At 61.6% G+C, this 22,701-nt stretch carries 20 protein-coding genes; 9 read left to right on the top strand and 11 right to left on the bottom strand.

The window, feature by feature from the left end:
* Positions 1 to 7: 7 nt before the first annotated feature.
* The 7 genes from QNH97_RS05155 (at position 8) to cmoB (ending at position 8,651) form a co-directional block, all read left to right on the top strand.
* Positions 8 to 1,249, top strand: coding sequence for an HlyC/CorC family transporter (locus QNH97_RS05155; protein ID WP_283555895.1), 1,242 nt, complete (start codon positions 8 to 10; stop codon positions 1,247 to 1,249).
* A 429-nt stretch (positions 1,250 to 1,678) separates the two neighbouring features.
* Positions 1,679 to 2,992 carry an MFS transporter gene (locus QNH97_RS05150; protein WP_283555894.1) on the top strand — a complete coding sequence of 438 codons (1,314 nt, stop codon included), beginning with the start codon at positions 1,679 to 1,681 and terminating at the stop codon, positions 2,990 to 2,992.
* A gap of 150 nt (positions 2,993 to 3,142) precedes the next feature.
* Complete coding sequence (lon, locus tag QNH97_RS05145; protein ID WP_283555893.1) at positions 3,143 to 5,557, top strand: endopeptidase La; 2,415 nt, start codon at positions 3,143 to 3,145, stop codon at positions 5,555 to 5,557.
* Between the two features lie 214 nt (positions 5,558 to 5,771).
* On the top strand, positions 5,772 to 6,164 hold the full coding sequence (locus QNH97_RS05140; RefSeq protein WP_283555892.1) for a protease inhibitor I42 family protein: 393 nt from the start codon (positions 5,772 to 5,774) through the stop codon (positions 6,162 to 6,164).
* 2 nt (positions 6,165 to 6,166) lie between these two features.
* Complete coding sequence (locus QNH97_RS05135; RefSeq protein ID WP_283555891.1) at positions 6,167 to 6,802, top strand: lysoplasmalogenase; 636 nt, start codon at positions 6,167 to 6,169, stop codon at positions 6,800 to 6,802.
* Positions 6,803 to 6,954: 152 nt separating this feature from the next.
* Positions 6,955 to 7,698, top strand: a complete 744-nt coding sequence (cmoA, locus tag QNH97_RS05130; RefSeq protein WP_283555890.1) for a carboxy-S-adenosyl-L-methionine synthase CmoA — start codon at positions 6,955 to 6,957, stop codon at positions 7,696 to 7,698.
* Positions 7,695 to 8,651 carry a tRNA 5-methoxyuridine(34)/uridine 5-oxyacetic acid(34) synthase CmoB gene (gene cmoB / locus QNH97_RS05125; RefSeq protein ID WP_283555889.1) on the top strand — a complete coding sequence of 319 codons (957 nt, stop codon included), beginning with the start codon at positions 7,695 to 7,697 and terminating at the stop codon, positions 8,649 to 8,651. Before cmoA ends, cmoB begins: the two co-directional genes overlap by 4 nt.
* Before the next feature lie 193 nt (positions 8,652 to 8,844).
* On the opposite strand, the gene tadA is transcribed toward cmoB, so the two are convergent.
* The 7 genes from tadA to treP form a co-directional block, all read right to left on the bottom strand.
* Complete coding sequence (gene tadA / locus QNH97_RS05120) at positions 8,845 to 9,342, bottom strand: tRNA adenosine(34) deaminase TadA (RefSeq protein WP_025212032.1); 498 nt, start codon at positions 9,340 to 9,342, stop codon at positions 8,845 to 8,847.
* Positions 9,342 to 10,718, bottom strand: coding sequence for a multicopper oxidase family protein (locus QNH97_RS05115; protein ID WP_283555888.1), 1,377 nt, complete (start codon positions 10,716 to 10,718; stop codon positions 9,342 to 9,344). Before QNH97_RS05115 ends, tadA begins: the two co-directional genes overlap by 1 nt.
* A gap of 180 nt (positions 10,719 to 10,898) precedes the next feature.
* Positions 10,899 to 11,186 (bottom strand): PTS sugar transporter subunit IIB, encoded by a 288-nt coding sequence (locus QNH97_RS05110; RefSeq protein WP_283555887.1) that lies wholly within the window; start codon positions 11,184 to 11,186, stop codon positions 10,899 to 10,901.
* A gap of 2 nt (positions 11,187 to 11,188) precedes the next feature.
* Positions 11,189 to 13,723, bottom strand: a complete 2,535-nt coding sequence (ptsP, locus tag QNH97_RS05105) for a phosphoenolpyruvate--protein phosphotransferase (RefSeq protein ID WP_283555886.1) — start codon at positions 13,721 to 13,723, stop codon at positions 11,189 to 11,191.
* 71 nt (positions 13,724 to 13,794) lie between these two features.
* Positions 13,795 to 15,018 carry a maltoporin gene (locus tag QNH97_RS05100; RefSeq protein WP_283555885.1) on the bottom strand — a complete coding sequence of 408 codons (1,224 nt, stop codon included), beginning with the start codon at positions 15,016 to 15,018 and terminating at the stop codon, positions 13,795 to 13,797.
* A gap of 142 nt (positions 15,019 to 15,160) precedes the next feature.
* A complete protein-coding gene (gene treC / locus QNH97_RS05095) occupies positions 15,161 to 16,804 on the bottom strand; it encodes an alpha,alpha-phosphotrehalase (RefSeq protein ID WP_283555884.1) in 1,644 nt (547 codons plus the stop codon).
* Positions 16,805 to 16,874: 70 nt separating this feature from the next.
* Entirely contained in the window at positions 16,875 to 18,317 is a 1,443-nt protein-coding gene (treP, locus tag QNH97_RS05090; RefSeq protein ID WP_283555883.1) for a PTS system trehalose-specific EIIBC component, read from the bottom strand.
* Positions 18,318 to 18,560: 243 nt separating this feature from the next.
* On the opposite strand from treP, the gene treR reads away from it, so the two are divergent.
* Complete coding sequence (gene treR, locus QNH97_RS05085) at positions 18,561 to 19,265, top strand: trehalose operon repressor (RefSeq protein ID WP_283555882.1); 705 nt, start codon at positions 18,561 to 18,563, stop codon at positions 19,263 to 19,265.
* Between the two features lie 39 nt (positions 19,266 to 19,304).
* On the opposite strand, the gene QNH97_RS05080 is transcribed toward treR, so the two are convergent.
* From QNH97_RS05080 to QNH97_RS05065, 4 genes are all read right to left on the bottom strand, one after another.
* On the bottom strand, positions 19,305 to 19,829 hold the full coding sequence (locus QNH97_RS05080) for a helix-turn-helix transcriptional regulator (RefSeq protein WP_283555881.1): 525 nt from the start codon (positions 19,827 to 19,829) through the stop codon (positions 19,305 to 19,307).
* Positions 19,830 to 19,833: 4 nt separating this feature from the next.
* Positions 19,834 to 20,109, bottom strand: coding sequence for a hypothetical protein (locus QNH97_RS05075; RefSeq protein WP_092474081.1), 276 nt, complete (start codon positions 20,107 to 20,109; stop codon positions 19,834 to 19,836).
* Between the two features lie 429 nt (positions 20,110 to 20,538).
* A complete protein-coding gene (locus QNH97_RS05070) occupies positions 20,539 to 21,321 on the bottom strand; it encodes an SDR family oxidoreductase (RefSeq protein WP_283555880.1) in 783 nt (260 codons plus the stop codon).
* Positions 21,318 to 21,644: a nuclear transport factor 2 family protein gene (locus QNH97_RS05065; RefSeq protein WP_283555879.1), complete on the bottom strand. Its 327-nt coding sequence runs from the start codon at positions 21,642 to 21,644 to the stop codon at positions 21,318 to 21,320. Before QNH97_RS05065 ends, QNH97_RS05070 begins: the two co-directional genes overlap by 4 nt.
* 101 nt (positions 21,645 to 21,745) lie before the next feature.
* Between QNH97_RS05065 and QNH97_RS05060 the strand changes: the two genes are divergently transcribed.
* Complete coding sequence (locus tag QNH97_RS05060; RefSeq protein WP_283555878.1) at positions 21,746 to 22,657, top strand: LysR family transcriptional regulator; 912 nt, start codon at positions 21,746 to 21,748, stop codon at positions 22,655 to 22,657.
* The last annotated feature ends 44 nt before the right edge of the window (positions 22,658 to 22,701 follow it).

Here is a 22,701-nt window from a genome sequence, read left to right as displayed (position 1 = left end):
GGCCCTGATGGATACCTTGCCCGTGGGGCCGCTGTTCGCTGTGTTGGTCGTGCTGATCCTCTGGTCGGCCCTGTTTACCGCGATCGAAGCCGCCCAACTGCACCTGCTGGCCCAACGCAAGGCCTCGCGCGCCAACGACAAACCGCTGGTGACGCTGAATTTCCCCCGGGACAGCCTGATTCTGTGCAATACCCTCTGCCGCACCCTGGCCGTGGTGATCGGCACGTTGCTGGCGATTTTTACCTGGCTGGAAAACGGTCCCTGGATGGCCTGGCTCGGCACCAGTGCGGCCCTGCTGGTCTTCGCCGATTACCTGCCGCGCACCCTGGCCGTCCGCCAGCCCGATGCGGTGCTGACACTCGGCAATGCCCTGCTTGGCGTGCCCCTGAAGATTCTTTACCCCTTTGCCTGGCTGTTGAATGGCATCAGTCAGTTGCTGCTGCGCCCATTTGCCCGCAAGCGCAGCGTGGTACAGCAAAGCGACGACGAGATGCCCGCTCCTGCGCACAATGAGCACGAGCCGGAGCACCGCAACAGCCGGCTGCACACGATTTCCGGCATCCATGCCCTGGACAACATTACCGTCAATGACATCCTGCTGCCGCGCAGCGAAGTCGATGGCATCAACCTCGACGACCCCATTGGCGACATCATTGAACAGTTGCGCCTGAACCGGCGTACACGCCTGCCGGTGTTCCACAGCGATATCAATCAGGTCGAGGCGGTGCTCAACACCCGCCAGATCCGTCATCTGCTGGCGGACGCGAGCCTCACCAAGGAAGCACTGCTGGCCGCCTGCCACGAACCTTACTTCGTGCCCGAAAGCACGCCGCTGCAGCTGCAATTGTTGAATTTCCACAAGCAGCAACGGCGCCTGGGCATGGTGGTGGACGAATACGGCGAAGTGCTGGGCATCGTCACCCTGGAAGACATTCTCGAAGAAATCGTCGGTGAATTCGAAAGCCAGCACAGCCTCGACAACCCCCACGTCCATCCCCAGCCCGATGGGCGCTTGATGATCGATGGCGCCGCGTCGATCCGCGAACTGAACAGGACCCTGGGCTGGCATCTACCTTGCGACGGCCCCAAGACCCTCAACGGGCTGGTGACCGAAGCGCTGGAAACCATCCCGGAAAGCCCGGTATGCCTGAAGATCGGCCGTTATAGGCTGGAAATCATCGAGACCGTGGACAACCGCGTCAGCCAAGTGCTGGTGTGGCATAACAGTTCGGTGCCTGCCGTTTCCTGAAGCTCCTGTTTGGACCGGATGCAGGATCGCCCCTGTGGCGAGGGAGCTTGCTCCCGCTGGGCTGCGCAGCAGCCCTGAAATCTGATAAAGCGGTGTGTCAGGCAGGTTGGGGTTTCTGCTTTGGGGCTGCTTCGCAGCCCAGCGGGAGCAAGCTCCCTCGCCACAGGGTTCTGCGCAAGCGTCACGAATGTGTGCAGGCTCACTTGTTGATTCGTTAGCCCCCTTCCTATACTCAAGCCGCTTACCCAGCCCCGCCCGAACCCTGTGCTTACCCGCACTTAGCCGGTTCCGGCCAGACCATCGGCAAAATCCGCATCAGCCTGCGACTGTTCCTACCCGAAACAGCGAAAAGGACACCTGCCCACATCCCTGGGCGTTCAACCATAATAATTCGCTCCAACGGAGCACATGACTGTCAGGGATAACTGCATGACAACCACCACTTGCAACGAGGCAGTGCCTGCCCAGCCGACGAACTCCGCCACCCGCGTGGCGACCGCGAGTTTCATCGGCACCGCCATCGAGTTCTACGACTTCTACGTCTACGCCACGGCCGCCGCCCTGGTGATCGGGCCGGTGTTCTTCCCACAAACCTCAGGCACGGCACAGATGCTGTCGTCCTTTCTGACCTTCGGCATCGCCTTCCTCGCCCGCCCACTGGGATCGGCGCTGTTCGGCCACTTCGGTGACCGGATCGGGCGCAAGTCCACGCTGGTGGCGTCCCTGTTGCTGATGGGCGTGTGCACCACCCTCATCGGCGTGCTGCCCGGTTACGCCAGTATTGGCGCCTGGGCGCCGATCCTGCTGTGCTTGCTGCGCTTCGGCCAGGGCCTTGGGTTGGGCGGTGAATGGGGCGGCGCGGCGTTGCTCGCCACCGAGAACGCCCCCAAGGGCAAGCGCGCCTGGTTCGGCATGTTCCCGCAACTGGGACCCTCCATCGGCTTCCTGGCGGCCAACGGGCTGTTCCTGACCCTGGCCATGACCCTGGACGACGAGCAGTTTCGTTCCTGGGGCTGGCGGATCCCCTTCCTGCTCAGCGCGGTGCTGGTGCTCGTCGGCCTCTATGTGCGGCTCAAGCTCCATGAAACCCCGGTATTCGCCAATGCCATGGCCCGTCAGGAACGAGTGAAAATCCCCTTGGTCGAGCTGTTCAGCCAATACTGGGCACCGACGTTGCTGGGCGCGGCAGCCATGGTGGTGTGTTACGCGCTCTTCTACATCTCGACGGTGTTTTCCCTGAGCTACGGCGTGGCCACCCTCGGCTACAGCCGCGAGACGTTCCTGGGCCTGCTGTGCTTTGCTGTGCTGTTCATGGCCGCCGCCACGCCCTTGTCGGCCTGGGCCAGCGACCGCTACGGGCGCAAACCGGTGCTGCTGATCGGCGGTGTGCTGGCGATTGCCTCGGGTTTCGCCATGGAACCCTTGCTGACCCACGGCTCGACCGCAGGCGTGGCGCTGTTCCTGTGCATAGAGCTGTTCCTGATGGGCGTGACCTTCGCGCCCATGGGCGCCTTGCTGCCGGAGCTGTTCCCAACCCATGTGCGCTATACCGGCGCGTCGGCGGCCTACAACCTGGGCGGCATCGTCGGCGCCTCGGCAGCGCCGTTCTTCGCCCAGAAACTGGTGGCAATGGGCGGCCTGAGCTACGTTGGGGGCTATGTGTCGGGGGCTGCGGTGCTCAGTGTGATCGCCGTGTTGTGCCTGAAAGAGACACGCCATAACGATTTGAACAGGGTCGTTTGAACAGGGGGCCGGGCCTGACGACAGGCCCGGCCCTGAACCTGTCAAATGCCTGAACACCGTCCAATGAAATAACCGCTAACAATCACCCGCCATTGAAACCACCCTCCGCCTGCCCCATCTAAGACCCATACTCCATTGCGCAGGTGCCCCATGAGCGACCAGCACTCGACTGAAGCCACCAACGATTACGCTGACTCAGAACACATCGAACACACCTCCTCCGGCACCGGCCTGGCCCTGCCTGGCCAGAACCTGCCGGACAAGGTCTACATCATTCCCATCCACAATCGCCCGTTCTTCCCGGCCCAGGTGTTGCCGGTCATCGTCAATGAAGAACCCTGGGCCGAAACCCTGGAACTGGTGGCCAAGTCCGACCATCACTCCCTGGCGCTGTTCTTCATGGACTCGCCCCAGGAAGACCCGCGCCACTTCGACACCTCGGCACTGCCGCTGTATGGCACGCTGGTCAAGGTGCATCACGCCAGCCGCGAGGCCGGCAAACTGCAGTTCGTTGCCCAGGGCCTGACACGCGTGCGCATCCGCACCTGGCTCAAGCACCACCGCCCGCCCTATCTGGTGGAGGTCGAATACCCACACCAGCCAAGCGAGCCGACCGACGAGGTCAAGGCCTACGGCATGGCGCTGATCAATGCGATCAAGGAACTGCTGCCGCTCAATCCGCTGTACAGCGAGGAGCTGAAGAACTACCTCAACCGCTTCAGTCCCAACGACCCTTCGCCGCTGACCGACTTCGCCGCCGCCCTCACCTCCGCCACCGGCAGTGAGTTGCAGGAAGTGCTCGACTGCGTGCCGATGCTCAAGCGCATGGAAAAAGTGCTGCCGATGCTGCGCAAGGAAGTCGAAGTGGCGCGGCTGCAGAAAGAGATTTCCGCCGAGGTCAACAACAAGATCGGCGAACATCAGCGCGAGTTCTTCCTCAAGGAGCAGCTCAAGGTCATCCAGCAAGAGCTGGGGCTGACCAAGGACGACCGCAGCGCCGACCTCGAACAATTCGAGCAACGCCTGGAAGGCAAGACCCTGTCGGCCCAGGCGCAGAAGCGCATCGAAGAGGAGATGAACAAGCTCTCCATCCTGGAAACCGGCTCGCCGGAATACGCCGTCACCCGCAATTACCTCGATTGGGCGACTTCGGTGCCGTGGGGTGTGTTCGGCCAGGACAAGCTTGACCTCAAGCATGCCCGCAAGGTTCTCGACCAGCACCACGCCGGCCTGGATGACATCAAGGACCGTATCCTGGAATTCCTCGCCGTCGGTGCCTACAAAGGCGAAATCAGCGGCTCCATCGTGCTGCTGGTGGGTCCGCCGGGCGTGGGCAAGACCAGCGTCGGCAAGTCCATTGCCGAATCCCTGGGGCGGCCGTTCTACCGTTTCAGCGTCGGCGGCATGCGCGACGAGGCGGAGATCAAGGGCCATCGGCGCACCTACATCGGGGCACAGCCGGGCAAGCTGGTGCAGGCACTCAAGGACGTCGAAGTGATGAACCCGGTGATCATGCTCGACGAGATCGACAAGATGGGCCAGAGCTACCAGGGCGACCCGGCGTCGGCCCTGCTGGAGACCCTCGACCCGGAACAGAACGTCGAGTTTCTCGACCACTACCTGGACCTGCGCCTGGACCTGTCGAAAGTGCTCTTCGTCTGCACCGCCAACACCCTGGACTCAATCCCCGGCCCACTGCTGGACCGGATGGAAGTGATCCGCCTGTCGGGCTACATCACCGAAGAAAAAGTCGCCATCGCCAAGCGCCACTTGTGGCCCAAGCAGTTGGCCAAGGCCGGTGTGTCCAAGGGCAGCTTGAGTATCAACGACAGCGCCCTCAAGGCCCTGATCGACGGCTATGCCCGTGAAGCTGGGGTGCGGCAACTGGAGAAACAACTGGGCAAACTGGTGCGCAAGGCCGTCATGAAACTGATCGATGACCCGAAGGCCGTCATCAAGCTTGGGCCGAAAGACCTGGAGGCGTCCCTGGGCAAACCGGTGTTCCGTAACGAGCAGGTCTTGTCTGGCATCGGCGTGATTACCGGCCTGGCCTGGACCAGCATGGGCGGCGCCACCTTGCCGATCGAAGCGACACGCATCCACACCCTCAACCGCGGCTTCAAGCTGACCGGGCAATTGGGGGAAGTGATGAAGGAGTCGGCGGAAATCGCCCACAGCTACGTCAGCTCGCATTTGAAGCAATTTGGTGGCGACCCGAAATTTTTCGATGAAGCCTTCGTCCACCTGCACGTACCGGAAGGCGCCACGCCCAAGGATGGCCCAAGTGCCGGGGTGACCATGGCCAGCGCCTTGCTGTCCCTGGCCCGCAACCAGCCGCCGAAAAAAGGCGTGGCCATGACCGGCGAACTGACCCTCACCGGGCATGTGCTGCCGATTGGCGGGGTGCGTGAGAAGGTGATCGCGGCGCGCCGGCAGAAAATCAACGAACTGATCCTGCCGGAAGCCAACCGGGGCAACTTCGAAGAACTGCCGGACTACCTCAAGGAAGGTGTGACGGTGCACTTTGCCAAGCGGTTTGCCGATGTGGCCAAGGTGTTGTTCTGATCATCCTGTAGCGCCTGGACTGCCGCCTTCGCGAGCAGGCTCGCTCCCACAGTGGATTTGTGTCGTTCACAGAATGTGTGATCCACACCAAACCCTGTGGGAGCGAGCTTGCTCGCGATGGCGTCATCAGCAACAACACTTGCTCACCTGACACACCCAGTAGCATCTTCGGTTATGCTCGCCGTTCGTCGTGAATGCCGGAGCCGTTGCCCTTATGTCCCTCACTCGCCTGCTTGTCCTTGTCAGCCTCGCCCTATTGAGCGCCTGCGCCACGCAATCGAAACACAACGTGACCGTGGAAAAACTGAGCCAGTGCCCGGTGCGACTCAACAGTGGACAAAACCTGATCCTGAGCTTGCCCAGCAACCCCACCACCGGCTATCGCTGGGCGATCCAGGATTCGGCGGGCGGCGTGCTGAAGGCCCTGGGGCCGGAGGTTTATCGTAATCCTGAAGATGCCGGCATCGTCGGCGCCGCCGGTGTGTCGACCTGGCGCTTCCAGGCGTTCAGCGCCGGCACCGGTCGTTTGCGCCTGACCTATCAACAACCTTGGGCACCGGAAGTGCCGCCCGTGGAAACCTTCGACTGCGCCATTGCGGTGAATTGACCGTGGGGTGGCTGATCCTTGCACTGATGGGCGCAGCCGCCTACCTGTACGGCCTGACCGTACACGCCACGCTGCTATGCCTGCTGGTCAAGCCGATGCCGGTGCTGGCCCTGCTCGGCTGGCTGCACGATGCGCCACCCCGCGAGTATCGACGCTGGATCAGCCTGGGCTTGATCTGCTCACTGGTGGGCGATGTGTTGCTGGCTTGGCCGGGGGACCTGTTCGTGTTCGGCCTCGGCGCATTTCTGTTGGCACACCTGGCCTACCTGAAAGCCTACCTCAGCGACTGTCGTCGCCCAGCGCTGCTGCCGCTGGCCCTGGCGTTGGGTATCGGCGCGGTGCTGTTGGGGATCCTGGTGTCGAACGGCCTCGGACCGCTGTTGGTTCCCGTCATTGTCTATGGCCTGGTCATCAGCGCCATGCTCTGGCGAGCGCTGGCGCGACTGGGCAGCGAAGTGCCGAAACGCTCGGCCTGGCTGGCTGCCGCCGGGGCGCTGGCGTTTGTTTTTTCCGACAGTGTGATTGGTATCAACCGGTTCGTGGCGCCCTTCCATGCCGCGCCTTACCTGATCATCATCAGTTATTGGCTAGGCCAATGGGGCATTACAGCGTCGGCGTTCGCCCGAAAGCCACACTGAGCCAAATAATGTGGGAGCGAGCTTGCTCGCGATAGCTGTCTGTCAGCCAACATTATGGCTGGCTGAACCACCCCAATCGCGAGCAAGCTCGCTCCCACAGGTTTTTTGGTTAAAATGCCGGCCTTTTCACCACCCATGCCGCTGGAACCACCGTGAGCAAAGAGCCCGATCGTCTATTCGCCCAACCCCTGGCCCAAGTGCCTGACTTCGCCTTCAACGAGGACGTGGTGCGGGTGTTTCCGGACATGATCAAGCGTTCGGTGCCGGGTTACCCGACCATTGTCGAGAACCTCGGCGTGCTCGCCGCACAATTCGCCCAACCCAACAGCGTGCTCTATGACCTGGGTTCATCCCTGGGCGCGGTGACCCAGGCGCTGCGCCGTCATGTGCGCACCGACGGTTGCCGGGTGATGGCAGTGGATAACTCGGCAGCGATGGTCGAGCGCTGCCGGGAATATCTCAACGGCCAGGACTCGATGTTCCAGGAACTGCTGCCGGTGGAAGTGATTGAAGGCGACATCCTCGCCCTGACCTTCCAGCCGGCCTCAGTGGTGGCGCTGAATTTCACCCTGCAATTCATCGCACCGGACCAACGCACTGCGCTGTTGGGCCGCATCCGCCAATCGCTGCTGCCCGGCGGTGCCCTGATTCTTTCGGAGAAGCTGCGCTTCAACGATACCGAGGAACATGCGTTGCTCAACGACCTGCATGTGGCGTTCAAGCGCGCCAATGGCTACAGCGAACTGGAAATTGCCCAGAAACGCAGCGCCATCGAAAACGTCATGAAGCCCGACAGCCTCGAAGAACACCGCGAACGCCTGCTGGCGGCCGGGTTCTCGAAAGTCGTGCCGTGGTTCCAGTGTCTTAACTTCGCCTCGTTGATTGCCCTGCCATGATTGATCTGTCTCCCCTCGCCCGTCACCTGGCCGGCACCCCCCTGGCCGATTGGGCCGCGACGCTACAAGCGCAACTCGACAGCAAAATGGAAAAGGGCCATGGCGACCTGGAGCGCTGGCAAAGCGCCCTCGACGCCTTGCCGGTGCTGCAGCCAAGCGAGATCGACTTGCTGAACGGCCTGACCCTCGATACCGATTGCTCCGACGAAACCCGCGCCCAGATGCGTACGGCACTGATGGGCCTGTCGCCATGGCGCAAGGGGCCGTTCGACCTGTTCGGCGTGCACGTGGACACCGAGTGGCGCTCGGACTGGAAGTGGTCGCGGGTAGCGCCGCATTTGGATCTCAAGGGCAAACGCATCCTCGATGTGGGCTGCGGCAACGGTTACTACATGTGGCGGATGCTCGGCGCCGGGGCCGACACCGTGATCGGTGTCGACCCCAACTGGCTGTTCTTCTGCCAGTTCCAGGCCGTGCAACGCTACCTTTCGCAGCCCAACGCCTGGCACCTGCCGTTTCCGTTCGAGGCCTTGCCGGCGGAGTTGGAAGGCTTCGACACGGTGTTTTCCATGGGCGTTTTCTACCACCGTCGTTCGCCCATCGAACACCTGCTGGCCCTCAAGGACTGCCTGGTCAAGGGCGGCGAACTGGTGTTGGAAACCCTGGTGATCGAAGGGGATGAACATCAGGTGCTGGTACCCGAAGATCGCTACGCGCAGATGCGCAACGTATGGTTCCTGCCCTCGGTACCGGCCCTGGAACGCTGGTTGCGCCGCGCCGGGTTCAGCGATGTGCGTTGCGTGGACGTGAGCCTGACCACCGTGGAAGAACAGCGCGGTACCGAATGGATGAAGTATCAGTCGCTAAGCGACTTCCTCGACCCCGCCGACCACAGCAAGACCATCGAAGGTCTGCCGGCGCCGATGCGGGCGGTGATTGTGGCGCGTAAATAAATAGCCACCAAAATCCTCCACTGCGGGAGCGCAACGCTGCTCACTCAAGGCTTGCCCACCATTGTGGCGCTCCCGCTCGGCTGCGCAGCAGTCGTAAAACCTGCCAAACGGTTTTTCCTGATGCACTGTGCTAAATGGTTTGGGGCTGCTGCGCAGCCCAGCGGGAGCAAGCTCCCTCGCCACGGGGTGATGTTCAATCTTGCGATTTGGCTCTTCGCGCCTTGAAGAACTCGCTCAACACCGCGCTGCACTCCTCGGCCAGCACGCCCCCTTCGTACATCACCCGATGATTCAGGAACCCCTGGCTGAAAAACTGCCCCTGGCTCTGCACGATGCCGGCCTTGGGCTCCAGGGCGCCGTAGACGACCCGGGCGATGCGCGAGTGGACGATGAGGCCGGCGCACATGCTGCACGGCTCCAGCGTCACATAGAGCGTGCTGCCGGGCAGGCGATAGTTGCTCACCGCCTGGGCGGCGGCGCGGATGGCGACCATTTCCGCGTGGGCGCTGGGGTCGTGGCCGCTGATCGGGCAGTTGAAGCCACGCCCGATAATTTCGCCGTCCTGCACCAGCACCGCGCCCACCGGCACTTCACCCAGGGCAGCGCCTTGTGCGGCGAGGGCCAAGGCTTCGCGCATGAAGTCCTGGTCACGGCTGCGGTCAATGATTTTGGCGGGGCGAATCTGACGCATCACGCCACCTCGATGGCGGCCATCAGGCCGGTTTCCATGTGGTCGATCACATGGCAGTGGAACATCCACACGCCTGGATTATCCGCCACCAACGCCACCTGCGCCCGCTCGTTCTTGCCTAGCAGGTAGGTGTCGGTGAAGTACGGCACGACTTTGTGGCGGTTGGACGCGATCACCTTGAAGCTCATGCCATGCAAGTGGATCGGGTGCTGATACTGAGTCATGTTCTTCAATTCAAAAATGTAGCTCTGGCCTTTTTTCAGCGTGGCAATTGGCCGGTCGGCGCAGGTCTTGTCGGTGATGTCCCAGGCCTTGCCGTTGATCTGCCACAGGCTCGGCGGCTTGCCGTTGTCGACGTTGACCGACACCGAACCGACCCATTCGAAATTGAAGTTGAGTTTCTCGGCATTGGCCAGGTCCGGCTCGGACACCGGGTTGGGCGGCAGGGCCGGCGGCCATTGGCTCGGTGCGTCACTGTTAGGCACCGAGCGCAGGGTGCCCAGGCGCACCGGACCATTGCGCAACGACAACTCCTCGCCGGCCGGCGGCGCCTTGATCGCCAGGCAAATGCGCATGCCCGGGCCAAGCCAGTATTCCTTGCCCAGCGGGCGCGGTTCGATGGGGTTGCCGTCCAGCGCATAGATCTGCGCTTCGACACCTGGAATATTGAGGCGGTAGGTCAGGGTATTGTCCAGGTTGAGCAAGCGCACCCGGGTGATCTGCCCGGCTGGCAGATCAATCACCGCCTGCGGCACGCCGTTGATGGTCGCCAGGCGCCCGGCCGTGCCGCCACGGGCCGCCTCACGGGGAATGCTGAAGGCGACGAATTCGCCTTGTTCATCCACGTGCCAGCTCTTCAGGCTCAGGGTCTGTTCGTATTTGAAGCCGGTGGGTTCGCGCTCTTCGATGATCAGCGGCCCCACCAGCCCACGCCCGAGCTCTTCGCTGCTGTTGACGTGGGGGTGATACCAATAGCTGCCGGCGTCCGGCACGCGGAATTTATAATCGAAGTACTCGCCCGGCAGCACCGGCAGTTGCGAGACGTACGGCACGCCGTCCATCTCCAGCGGCAGACGGATCCCGTGCCAGTGAATGGTGGTGGCCACCGGCAGGTGATTGATGAAGCGCACTCGCAGCCACTCGCCCTGGCGCACCCGCAGCTCAGTGCCCGGGGCTGACGGACCAAACGCCCAAGCCTGGGTCTTATGCCCAGCCACCAGCTCAACGTCCAGGGGCGCCGCGATCAGTTCATAGTCGTGACCCGCCTCTGCGTCGGCCATCTTGCCCAGCCAATACCGCGATGCGCCCCCCGCGCCTACGCCAACGACAACAAGACCGGCCAGGCCACCGAGTATTTGGCGACGGGAAAAGGACATGAACGCAACCACCTATTGAATCCGCGCGAACCGTTGGGCCCGCAAAAGGCGAATACGATACACCCGCAGATGAGAAACAGTAAGGCCAGCAAAAATGAAAAAAACAAAATGAAAAAGCCCTGGGGAAGTTATCCACAGGGCTCTCCCGAGTGCGTCGCAACACCGCCAATCGTCTTGCGGTCAGCTCGGCAAACCCGTGATCAAATGCATCACGCCGTTCTCCAGTGTCATCACCCCAACCACCCCAGCCGCACTCAACCCCGATCGATCGATCCTCGCCACATCCCGCAACTCCACCCGCAGCCGCGTCAGTGCCACGGGTTGATGGTGCGTGAGGTTATCCGTGCCGCCCAACGCGGCGATGATGGCTGGTGACAACTCACCAACCGCTGTCACTGGCCTGGGCTCTTCCGGTACCAGGTCGGGGGTCAGGGCTTTCCAGAATGCCTGTTGCAGTTTGTCGAACATGTTCAATGCTCCATGACCAGGGTGGCCGGACTGGCCGTGGATGAATGCCTACGCAAGAGGTCGCGCACCTGCTCTGCGTTTTCCTGGGCCAAGGCCTGTTGGGCCAGCGTGCGACATTCGCCCAGGTCCCATTCACGCACGCGGGCCTTGATTGCCGGAATCAGTGGCACGCTGACCGATAGCTCATCTACGCCGAGCCCTAGCAACACCGGTACGGCCAAGGATTCCGATGCCAGCGCGCCACACACCCCGACCCATTTGCCATGGGCGTGAGCGGCCTCGACCGTTCGGGCGATCAGGCGCAACACCGACGGATGCAAGCCATCGGCCTGGCTGGCCAGGCGCGGGTGGTCGCGGTCCATGGCCAGGGTGTACTGGGTCAGGTCGTTGGTCCCGATGGAGAAGAAATCCACTTCGGGAGCAAACAGGTCGGCCATCAGCGCCGCCGCCGGCACTTCGATCATGATGCCCAGCTTCGGCGTTTGCGACAGGCCGAGGTTGCGCACCTCCTCGTCCAGCATCTGCCGCGCCAGCCGCAACTCCGACAGTTGCGTGACCATTGGCAGCATGATGTGCAGCCGCGTCAGCCCCGAACCGGCGAGAATTGCCCGAAATTGCTCGCGTAACAACTGCGGTCGCTCCAGGCACAGGCGAATACCGCGCATGCCCAAGAACGGGTTGGCCTCCCGGGCCATTGGCACATAGGCCAGCGGCTTGTCCCCGCCCACGTCCAAGGTGCGTACCACCAAATTGCGTTCGGAGCCCAGAGCCCGGGCGACAGCGCAGTACAGGGCCGCTTGCTCGTCATGGCCGGGTGGCTGCGAACGATCCAGGTAAAGCAGTTCAGAGCGCAGCAGCCCCACTCCTTCCCCTCCCAGGGTCATGCCCTGCTCCACGTCCCGTAGCGAGCCGACATTGGCACTGACCTCGACTCGATGACCGTCAAGGGTACGGGCCGCCAGGGCCGATTGTTCAAGGTCACGCCGCTGCCGTCGCAACTGCCGTTCGCGGGAGGCTTGGAGTTGTTCGATCCGGGCCGGGTCTGGATTCAAGTGCAGCTCACCGCTGTCGGCATCCAGCAGCACCGGGGTACCGTTGGCGAGGGTCAATACCTGCTCAGGCACGCCGCACAAGGACGGCAGGCCCAGTGCACGGGCGAGGATCGCCACATGGCTGGTAGCACCGCCACCCACCGTGACGAAACCGGCGATTCGCGAGGTGTCCAGATTGGCAGTCTGGGACGGCGTCAGTTGCGCGGTCACCAGGATCGCCTGCTCAGGAAGGTCCCAGGCGTTGTCGTGTACGCCGAGAATCAGCTTGAGGACCCGATGCCCGACATCGGACAGATCCATCGCCCGCTCGGCCAGCAAGGCACTGCCCGATTGCTGGAACTGCGTGGCGGTCGCCTCGGTGGCGGCTTTCCAGGCAAAGGCCGCGCTCTTGCCTTCGACGATCAAATCCCGAGCCTGCTCCAGCAAGGTGGGGTCTTCCAGCAGCTCCTGATGAGCGGCAAAAATCTGCGCCTGGACACTGCCTGCACTCTCGCTCTGCAACGCCTTCAATGCCTGGTTCGCCTGGTTCAACGCCTGGTCCAGAAGGGGTTGCTCGGTCTCGACTCCCGCGCCTGGCTCTTGCACTTCCAACGTCTGGGTGGCGATCTGCACCACCACACCCGACACCGAGCCTGGCGAGGCACACACGCCTTGCCACCGATCAGGCGTGGGCGATTCGACGCACACGTGCACCTCTGGCGTCGGCTGCGCCTGGACGGATTCGCCGCAGCCCGCCAACAATAATTGCGTCAATGCCTCGAGCGCCTGTTTGGCCTGTGGACCGGCGGCACTGATCTGCAAACTGTCGCCCTTGACCGTTTGCAACGCCATGATCGCCACCAGGGATTTGCCGTTGGCGCTGGCCTGCTGCTTGTGCAGACAGATGTTCGCATCAAAGCCTTTGGCCGCCTGGGCGAACACTGCCGCGGGACGCGCATGCAGACCGCTGTCGTTAGGCAGGATCAGCGGCTTGGAAAACAGTACCGAGCCCTGTTGCGCCTGCGCGTCCTGCCCTTGCGCTCCTTGACTCATCCGCAGCAGCGGCTGACCGCTTTCCACGCAGGACGACTGGGCTGGTATCAGGGTGAAGGCTTCGCCGCTGACCACCAGCATCAGCGTCAACAGACTGCGCGCGTGCAAGGCGATGTAGTCGGCATCGAAGTCGATCAGCGGCTGACCCGCTTCCACTCGTTGCCCCATTTCAACCCGCGGAGTAAAACCCTTGCCCGCCAGGTTCACCGTATCCAGACCGATGTGCATCAGCACCTGAACGCCGTTGTCATCGGTGATACTCACCGCATGGGCGCTGTCCTGAAGGGTACCGATGACACCGGACAATGGGGCGCAAAGGGTCTGCGAAGTCGGATCGATGCAGATTCCATCCCCCACTACACGGTTGGAAAAGACCGGATCCGGCACGTCGTCCAAGGGCATCAAGACCCCGGACAACGGTGCGAGCAATTGCAAAGGTTGCGTTGTGTTCATGACTTCACCTGCTGCTGTCTGTTCTTTTCGCATCGAGGGCAGAGCGTGTTCACCGACCCGCGCCACACGGGTCATTTCCACCAGTATTCAACCTGCACGCCCACGTTGGAACCATGCCGCGTGCCGCCAAATGCCCCGGTGTCGGACAGCGCCGAACCGGCCGCCAGTTCATTGGCCGCGCGCTGGGCCGCCGCGTTCCAGCTGGCGTAGGTGTAATACAGTCGTACTTCCGGGCGAGCCCAGAATTCCGGGCCCTTGGGCGACCAAGTAGGGGCAAAGGTGAATTTGCTCAGCTTGCGCGTTCCATCGCTGGCCTGCACTTGGTCATGACCCAGTTCGGCCACCAGCTTGAACTGATCAGTGATGGCGTAGGCCGGACGTACCCCCAGGGATAGCCAGTCCTGGTCGGCGCCATCGGGTCGGAAGTCCTTCTGGTACACCGCCTGCACTTGCCCGCCGAAACGCGGCGTCACCTGCCAATCGAAAAACTCCACCAGACGATAGCTCTTGTTGCTGTCGTCCAGCCCGGTATCGCCGGTATAACCCAGCCCGGTGCCTGGCCCCTCGCCGTATTGCAAGGCCAGTTTATTCTTGCCGCCAAGGAAGTCCTGCTGCACATGCTGGGTGGTCAGGGCCCAACCGCGATGGGCATCGCGCCGGCTCGCCCGGTCGATCAGGCTCACCCCGAACTCCAGTTCGCCGCCGGGGTTGGTATTGAAGCCGCCCACGTTGAAGTCATGCCGGTTGACCGGGTCTTTCTGGTAGAGGTTGTCCTTGCGCGAGAAGGCGTAGCTGTATTTCAACCCACCGATCAACACGTCCTCGATCCCGGCCCCGGTGGCGCTCTGATTCCAGTAGTAGAAATCGGAAATGTGGATGTCGTTACGTTTGTAGTAACGTCGGCCGGCCCAGAGCGAGCCTCCGTTCAGGCTGGGCATGTTCGACCACTGGGCATACATCTGCGGCATCCGTGCCGCGCCTTTTTCGCCCTGGAACGTCGGCGTGCGGTCGTAGCGGTTGTACAACGAAGCCATGCCATCCACGCTCAGCACCGAGCCGTCGTCGAGGGTGAAAAGATCCTGGCGCAGCTCCAGTTCGCCATATTGTTCGCACTCGTTGCCCAATCGATATTTGCTTTGCGCCCCGGGCAACTGGAAACAGGATTGGGAGCGGCCATTGGTGGCACTGCCGACGCCACTGCGCAGGTAGCCGGAGAACTCCAGCGCCTGGGCCGGGAATGGCAATGCCAGGCAAATACAAGACACTGCAAGACCACGATTTATTGTTGTTTTCATATACCGCTCCTTCTTTTTTATTGTTTTTTGATGCACTTCAATCTCCCTTCGCCTGCCAACGAATGGGCGACAAAGGGCACACGGTGCGTCGAGCGCAACGTGGTCGCTATCAGGCAATGCCTGGGTCAGAAATAACGTTTATTCAGTCGTTCAGGTGCAGCACGAACGACTCGTAGGGGCGTAGGAACAATCGTCGCTCACGGTGTTGGCGGTCGTAGTTGCCGAGCACCCATCGTTGCTTCGTGTTGCCGGTGAGAACGCCTTCGGGCAACTGGACTTCGCAGTCGCCACCGTAAAAGTGGCTGACAACCAGCAGGCGCTCGCCCTGCCCCTCGCGCAGGTATGCCCACACATGAGGATGGTCTGGCAGTAGCAGGCGATAGACACCGTCCTGGATCAGGGCTTCGCTGCGGCGCAAGGAAATCAGGCGACGGTAGTAATGCAGGACAGAAGTCGAGTCTTGCAGTTGCTGCTCGACGTTGATGAAGGCCGCATTGTCGGGTACGTCGATCCAGGGTTCGGCACAACTGAAACCGGCGTTCGGCCCGGCACTCCACTGCATCGGCGTGCGTCCGTTGTCGCGGGACTTTTGCATGATCGGCGCCATGGCCTCGGCTTCAGGCATGCCGGCGTTGCGCTTGAGGCGATAGATGTTCAAGGTTTCCACATCGCGGTATTGATCGATGTGATCGAAACCCGGATTGGTCATCCCCAGCTCCTCGCCCTGGTACACGAAAGGCGTGCCCTGGAGAAAGTGCAGTGCGGTGGCGAGCATTTTCGCCGAGACCTCCCGATACTCGCCGTCATGGCCGAAACGCGACACCACCCGCGGCTGATCATGATTACACCAGAACAGTGCGTTCCAGCCGCCACCCGCCTGCATGCCGGTCTGCCAGTCGGACAGGATGCGCTTGAGCTGGAAAAAATCGAAGTCGGCCCGCACCCACTTTTGCAGGTTCGGATAATCCACCTTCAAGTGATGGAAATTGAAGGTCATCGACAACTCCCGTGAGTCCGGGCACGAGTAGCGAACGCAGTGTTCAAGGCTGGTGGACGACATCTCGCCAACGTTGATCAGGTCGAAACCTTCGAAAACTTCCCGATGCATTTCCTGCAGGTAGCGGTGTACGTTGGGGCCATCGGTATAGAAGCGACGGCCGTCGGTGTGGTCGTCAGGAAAATCGGCCGGCTTGGAGATCAGGTTGATCACATCGAGACGGAAGCCCCCCACCCCCTTGTCTCGCCAGAAGCGCATCATCTTGAACACTTCGGCGCGCACCCGGGGGTTGTCCCAGTTCAGATCCGCCTGGGTGTGGTCGAACAGGTGCAGGTAATACTGGCCTGTCTGTGCTTCGTACTCCCAGGCCGAGCCACCGAATTTGGACTCCCAGCTGTTGGGCTGGTCACGCCAGATGTAAAAATCGCGGTACGGGTTGTCGAGGCTGCTGCGGGCGGCCTGGAACCAGGGATGCTCGATGGAGGTGTGGTTGACGACGATATCGAGCATCAGCTTGATGCCGCGCCTGTTGGCTTCGGCGATCAACAACTCGCAATCGGCCATGGTGCCGTAGCTGGGGTCAATGGCGTAGTAATCGCTGATGTCATAGCCGTTGTCCCGTTGCGGGGAACGCAGGAACGGGGTGAGCCACAGGTAATCGACTCCCAGCCAGTGCAGGTAGTCGAGCTTGTCCACGACGCCCAGCAAGTCACCGGTGGCCTGGCCGCCGTGGCTGTAGAAACTCTTTGGATAAATCTGGTAGATCACTGAGCGTTGCCAGTCTTGCATGGCGAGATTCCTTCAGTCTGTTGAGTGCTGGCCCGCAGGTCTCATTGCAGGTAGCCCGGCTACACGGGGGTCAGGCGACGCGATACCCGGGCCGGACGATCTTCATGCTCAACGCGCAGGTCAGGGCAAAGGGCACGCTCATGGCGATGACCATGCCGATCACGAACATGGGTATGGCGTCGGGAACGATCGAAATGAAACCCGGCAAGCCCCCCACGCCAATGGCCGAGGCCTTGATCTTGTTCAGCGACAGGAAAATGCAGCCCAATGCCGAGCCGGCCAGGGCGCAATAAAAGGGAAATTTGTAGCGCAGGTTGACCCCGAACATCGCCGGCTCCGTGATGCCGAAGTAGGCGGAAATCGCCGAGGTGGACGCCATGCTTTTGTCCCGGGCATTGCGGGTCATGTAGAACACCGCCAGCGCCGCGCTACCCTGGGCCAGGTTGGACATGACGATCATCGGCCAGATGAAGGTCCCGCCCTGGGTCGAGATCAACTGAAGGTCCACCGCCAGGAACATGTGGTGCATGCCGGTGACCACCAGCGGCGCATAGAGCAGGCCGAAAATCGCCCCGCCAATCACCGGCGCCAGGTCGAACAGCGCCACCATGCCTTCGGTGATCAGGATCCCCAGGTGCCGGGTGACCGGACCGATGATGGCGAGGGCCAGCACCCCGGTGACCACGATGGTGGTGATGGGTATCACCAGCAGCTGGATCGCGTTGGGCACCCTGGCACGCAACCATTTCTCGATCACGCTCATGACATAGGCCGCCAGCAGGATCGGCAGGATCTGCCCCTGGTAGCCGACTTTTTCGATCCGGAACCAGCCGAAGATATCAAAATAGGGCAGGCTCTGGCCGTCCAGCCCCGCCACGGCCTTGCCGTAGTTCCAGGCGTTGAGCAGGTCAGGGTGGACCAGCATCAGGCCCAGCACGATGCCGAGGATTTCACTGCCGCCAAAACGCTTGGCCGCCGACCAGCCCACCAGGGCCGGAAGAAAGACGAAGGAGGTGTTGGCCATCAGGTTGATCAGGCTCCAGACACCGTCCAGGTTCGGATACGCGTCGAGCAACGTCTGGCCGGCAATGAACATGCCCTTGGCACCCAGCAGGTTGTTGACGCCCATCAACAGGCCGGCGATCACCAGGGCGGGCAGGATCGGCATGAACACGTCGGAAAGCACCCGCACCAGGCGCTGCATGCCGTTGCCCTTCTGCGCGCCCTGGCGCTTGACGTCGGCAATGGTCGCGGCAGCAAGTCCAGTCAGCTCCCGCAGGGCGGCGTAGACCTTTTCCACTTCGCCCGGGCCGATGACCACCTGGAACAGCCCGCCGGTAAAAAACGAGCCCTTGACCAGGTCGATCTGGTTCAGCGTGGCGCTGTTCACCCGGGCGGCGTCCTTGAGGGACAGGCGCAGGCGAGTCACGCAATGAGCTGCTTGCTCGATATTGTCGACGCCACCGAGGCTTTGCAGCAGCTCACTGGCGATTTTGGAGTAGTCGTGGCTCATGCTTTTTTCTTCCGCGTCATTCTTGTTATTGAGAGTCGACAGCACGTGGAAGGGAAAGTACTCGTCTGTACGAGTTAAATCAACAACTCGTACAGACGAGTTTTAAAATTGTTTATGATACCCCTGATAAAACAGGAAACCCCCTACGCTCCTCTCATCAAATAATGACAGCCGAATGGACAAATCCCCCAATTGGCCCTTAAGGTTCCGCCCCGGTGAACAGCGCGGTACAGAGCCCTCTCCATGAGTAAATACAACCGGATCTACAACGATCTGCTGGCCAGCATTACCACCGAACGCCTGGAGCGTGGCGCCCGCTTGCCTTCGGAAACCGAACTGATGGACAGCTACCAGGCCAGTCGCGGCACTGTGCGCAAGGCCATCGAACAGCTTCAGGAACGTGGTTTTGCCCAGAAGATCCATGGCAAGGGCACCTTTGTGCTGTCGACCTCCCCCATCGAATTCCAGCTCGGCGGCATCGTCAGCTTCCAGGAGACGTACCCGCGCCTGGGCGACGACGTCAGCACCGAAGTGGTCGAACTCAGCCAGATGCCCCTGGAAGGTGCCCTGCTCGAGCACATCAAGGCACCCGCCGGCAGCCAGGTGACGCGCATCAAGCGGGTACGACGAATCGACGGCAAACGGGTGATCCTGGACATTAACCATTTCGTCAGCGACGTGATCCCCGGCCTGACCCGCGACATCGCCGAGCGCTCGATCTACGCCTTCATCGAACAGACCCTGCAGCTGCAAATCGCCTATGCCCAGCGCACCATCGAAGCGGTCCGCTGCGGCAAGGACGACCAGCAACACTTGGACCTCGACGGCCAGAGCCACGTCATCGTGGTCAGCAACCAGACCTTTCTCCAAGACGGCCGACAGTTCGAGTACACCGAATCAAGGCATACCCTGGATAAGTTTTATTTTTCGGATGTGGCGCGGCGCTGAAGTCGTGTGGAATCCCAGTTCAGCGACGCCACAAGATTGTCACCCAACCAAAGCTTCCAACTCTTTGGAAACCATGCCTGGTAACCGCCGGCCTTCTTTCGCAACGTTGACCTGCAAGGCCACCTGGGCCACATCCAACACGCTCTTGGTCAGCGAATAGCTACCCTTGGCCTGCAGCCAGGCCAGGACGTCCGCCAAGTGCCAAATGGATGTACTCCCCTCGTGCACGGGCGCTGGAAAGCTGCCCGGATGAGCCAACATCAGCTTGCGCATGTTTTGCCGAGAAACACCGACGATCTCGGCTACGTCGGTCAGCCCGACTAAATCAGGCGCAACCTCGATCAGTCTGGCCGATGGCACGGCGCGGCGAACGTCGCCCAGCGCACTAAGCACAGCCTCAACCGCATCAGGCGCGTCGCGAGTGAACTCAAGCGCCAGCCGCCCCGGCTGCCCGATGCCTACCAAGGCATCATCGCAGCCCGCTTCACCCAGCCGCTCGACCAGTTCATCCAGGGCGCAGCCATCGTCAGCAAGCTGATATTTCAAGGTAAAGGTAAATTCCATTGTTCTATTCCTTAGCATCGTAATCCGCATCACGCCGATTGCGATGCGTCGAGCAATTGTCCACAACGCGCCGCAACGCTCGCGCATGGTTGCCAGGGTTTTTCGGCGTGCTCCATATCGATGTGATGCAGAACTCGCCACAACGGCACTCCACGTCGTTGTACGGGCAATAAACCCGTCCCCAGGCGTGACCGCCGCCAACTTCTATGCGCCACCCGCGCCCTTCGGCGTGCCTGAGCGCGTCTTCGATCTCTTTCTTCGGGTGCGTTGGACGAATCATCCGTGATCTCCAGTATTCGCATGACCCGCAGAGTTGTCAAATGACAACCTCTCCTTCTTTCAAGCAGCCGCACACAGCAGCGTCTCAAAAAGGCAAAATTGATTGGCATGCGACAAGTCTCCATGAACCATGCCAGTGAAATACCCATGGGGTTGCAGCCCGATGATAAGCGCTTCCCGGTGCGCTCCAAGGCGGTAATCGTAGCGAAAGGTGACGGGACCACCTTCCCGGCACTACCATGAACTCCGAAGCCTCGCGACGAGCTTCACCGACCCAGTACCGGGCGTTTGCCCAGTGCTCGACGAAATGCAGCGCAAAAATTCGTCACCGCGGCAGAACTGCCGCGTCCGGTTCGAGAAAAGCCTCGGCGCCCGCCGGGGCCATGCTGCGAGGTCACGCGGCCAGTGTTCAGCCGGTCGCGGCTGTTGGCTAAAGAGTCGGAACGGTGCCCCCGTCGATCCGATACTCGGCCCCTGCGATCGAAGCGGACCGCGGGGACGCCAGGAAAGCGATCAAATCGGCCACCTCTTGTGGTGTGGCCGGTCGGCCCACTGGAATTCCTCCCAGCCAATCCATGACGATTTTCTTGCCGCCCTCGTAATCCGTTCCGGCATCTGCCGCCATCCGCTGCGCAAACGCTACGGAAGCCTCGGTCTCAATCCAGCCCGGCGCAACGCTCAGCACGCGAACGCCCTTCGGCGTCACCTCTCTCGCCAGAGACTTGCTGTAGGTCGTGAGGGCTCCCTTGGCTGCGGCGTAGGCGGTGGTGGACTCGGGCAGCGGCAGCACGCGCTGGATGGAGCTAACGTGGATGATGACGCCGGAGCCCTGAGCCAGCATCGCTGGCAGCAACGCACGATCCAGGCGTACGGCAGGCATCAAGTTCAGGTTCAACTCGGCGAACCAGTGCTCATCACTGATCGCGGCGAAACCGCCACCGGGAGTCTTCGAACCGCCGAGCACGTTGATCAGGATATCGACGCCGCCCCAGTCCTGCAGGACGGTCTGAGCAAGGTGATTCGTACCTTCGGCCGTCGACAGATCGGCAGCCACGTAGTTGACGCCCTCCACCGGCTCCTCCGGCACGGTGCGCGCGGATGTCGCCACCCGAGCGCCGGCCTCCGCAAGGGTTTTCACGACTGCGGCGCCAAGGCCCAGCGTGCCGCCGGTGACCAATGCCCGCAGGCCATTCAGATGAAGGTCGAAGCTCATGCCGTGATCTCCAGCGAGGCGATCAGGCCGCGTTCAAGGCGAAAGCGGTAGGACAGAACGATCGGGCTGCCAGGGAAGTTGCCGGTGACGTTGGCGCGGACCAGTTGAAAGCCGTCCTCTCGCTCAATGGCGAACGGCACGCTCGTCGCGCTGTACTTGAGCGATGCCTCGGCCATAAAGGTTTTGATGGCGTCGATGCCCGTGTAGGTACGACCGTCGTCCTTCATGACGGCTTGCGCGGTGAAGCAATGCGCCAAGGCGTCGGGGTTGTGTTCGGCCGCGAAGTACGCGGCAATAGGCTCAGGAAGGGTCAAGGTATTCAAGTTTTGGCTCCATGGGGTCAGCGAAGGCCTCAGGATGCGTGTCTACGTGAATTTAGTGAATATACTAGAATCTTTATAGGTTGCTTAGGAAACGATACAGAATGCGTGGATCCGACTTCGCTGAGCTGAAGGCCTTCGTAGCCATCGTGGAGCGCCAGAGCTTTGCCCGAGCTGCAGAGCATTTGGGCCTATCGCCGTCGGCACTCAGCCAGACCATCCGGCAGCTCGAAGGTCGCATCGGCGCTCGCCTTCTGAATCGCACAACTCGAAGCGTCGCGCCATCGGCCAGTGGCGAACTGCTCTACAGGCGCATAGCGCCGTTGTTTCGGGAGATGGCTGCTGCAGTCGCTCAAGCCAGCGAGGCGACAGGACAGATGAGCGGCACGCTTCGCATCAACACGCTGGGGATCGCAGCGCGGACCATCATCGCGCCACGGCTTTCACGCTTCCATCAAGCACACCCTGACGTGGTTCTCGACATCGTGGTCGACGACGCGTTGGCGGATATCGTCGTTGGCCGCTTTGACGCAGGCATCCGTGTGGGCGGGCAGCTCGAAAAAGATATGGTTGCCGTCCGCCTCACGCCGGACCTGAATATGGTTGCCGTGGCGTCCCCAGACTATCTCGCGCGTCGAGGAACACCCAAGTCACCTGCCGATTTGCATAACCATGCATGCATCAACTGGCGGCTCCAGATGGACGGTAGGCAATATCGTTGGGAGTTCAAGAAACGAGGGCAACGACTCGAAGTGGCGGTGGACGGCCCCGTCGTCACCAATCACGCTGACATCGGCATTGCTGCTGCGCTGAACGGGCTCGGCATTGCCTATCACTTTGAGCGAGATGGCGTGGGCGAGTTCTTGACCCAGGGACGGCTGGTCCAGGTCCTGCCGGACTGGTCGATTTCGCGCCCGGGGCTGTTCCTCTACTATCCCAGCCGCCAGCATCGACCAGCCCTCCTCGGGGCGTTCATCGACTGTCTCTTGGATCGAAAACCGTTCGATCGGCTCTAGGCCCCAGGAAGGGTCACCATAGCGTCGGCAAACACCATGGAGTG

The sequence above is a fragment of the Pseudomonas sp. G2-4 genome, from assembly GCF_030064125.1.
Classification (GTDB): Bacteria; Pseudomonadota; Gammaproteobacteria; order Pseudomonadales; family Pseudomonadaceae; genus Aquipseudomonas.
The sequence above is the reverse complement of the archived record's forward strand: the minus strand, read 5'-3'. Positions and strand labels throughout refer to the sequence as shown.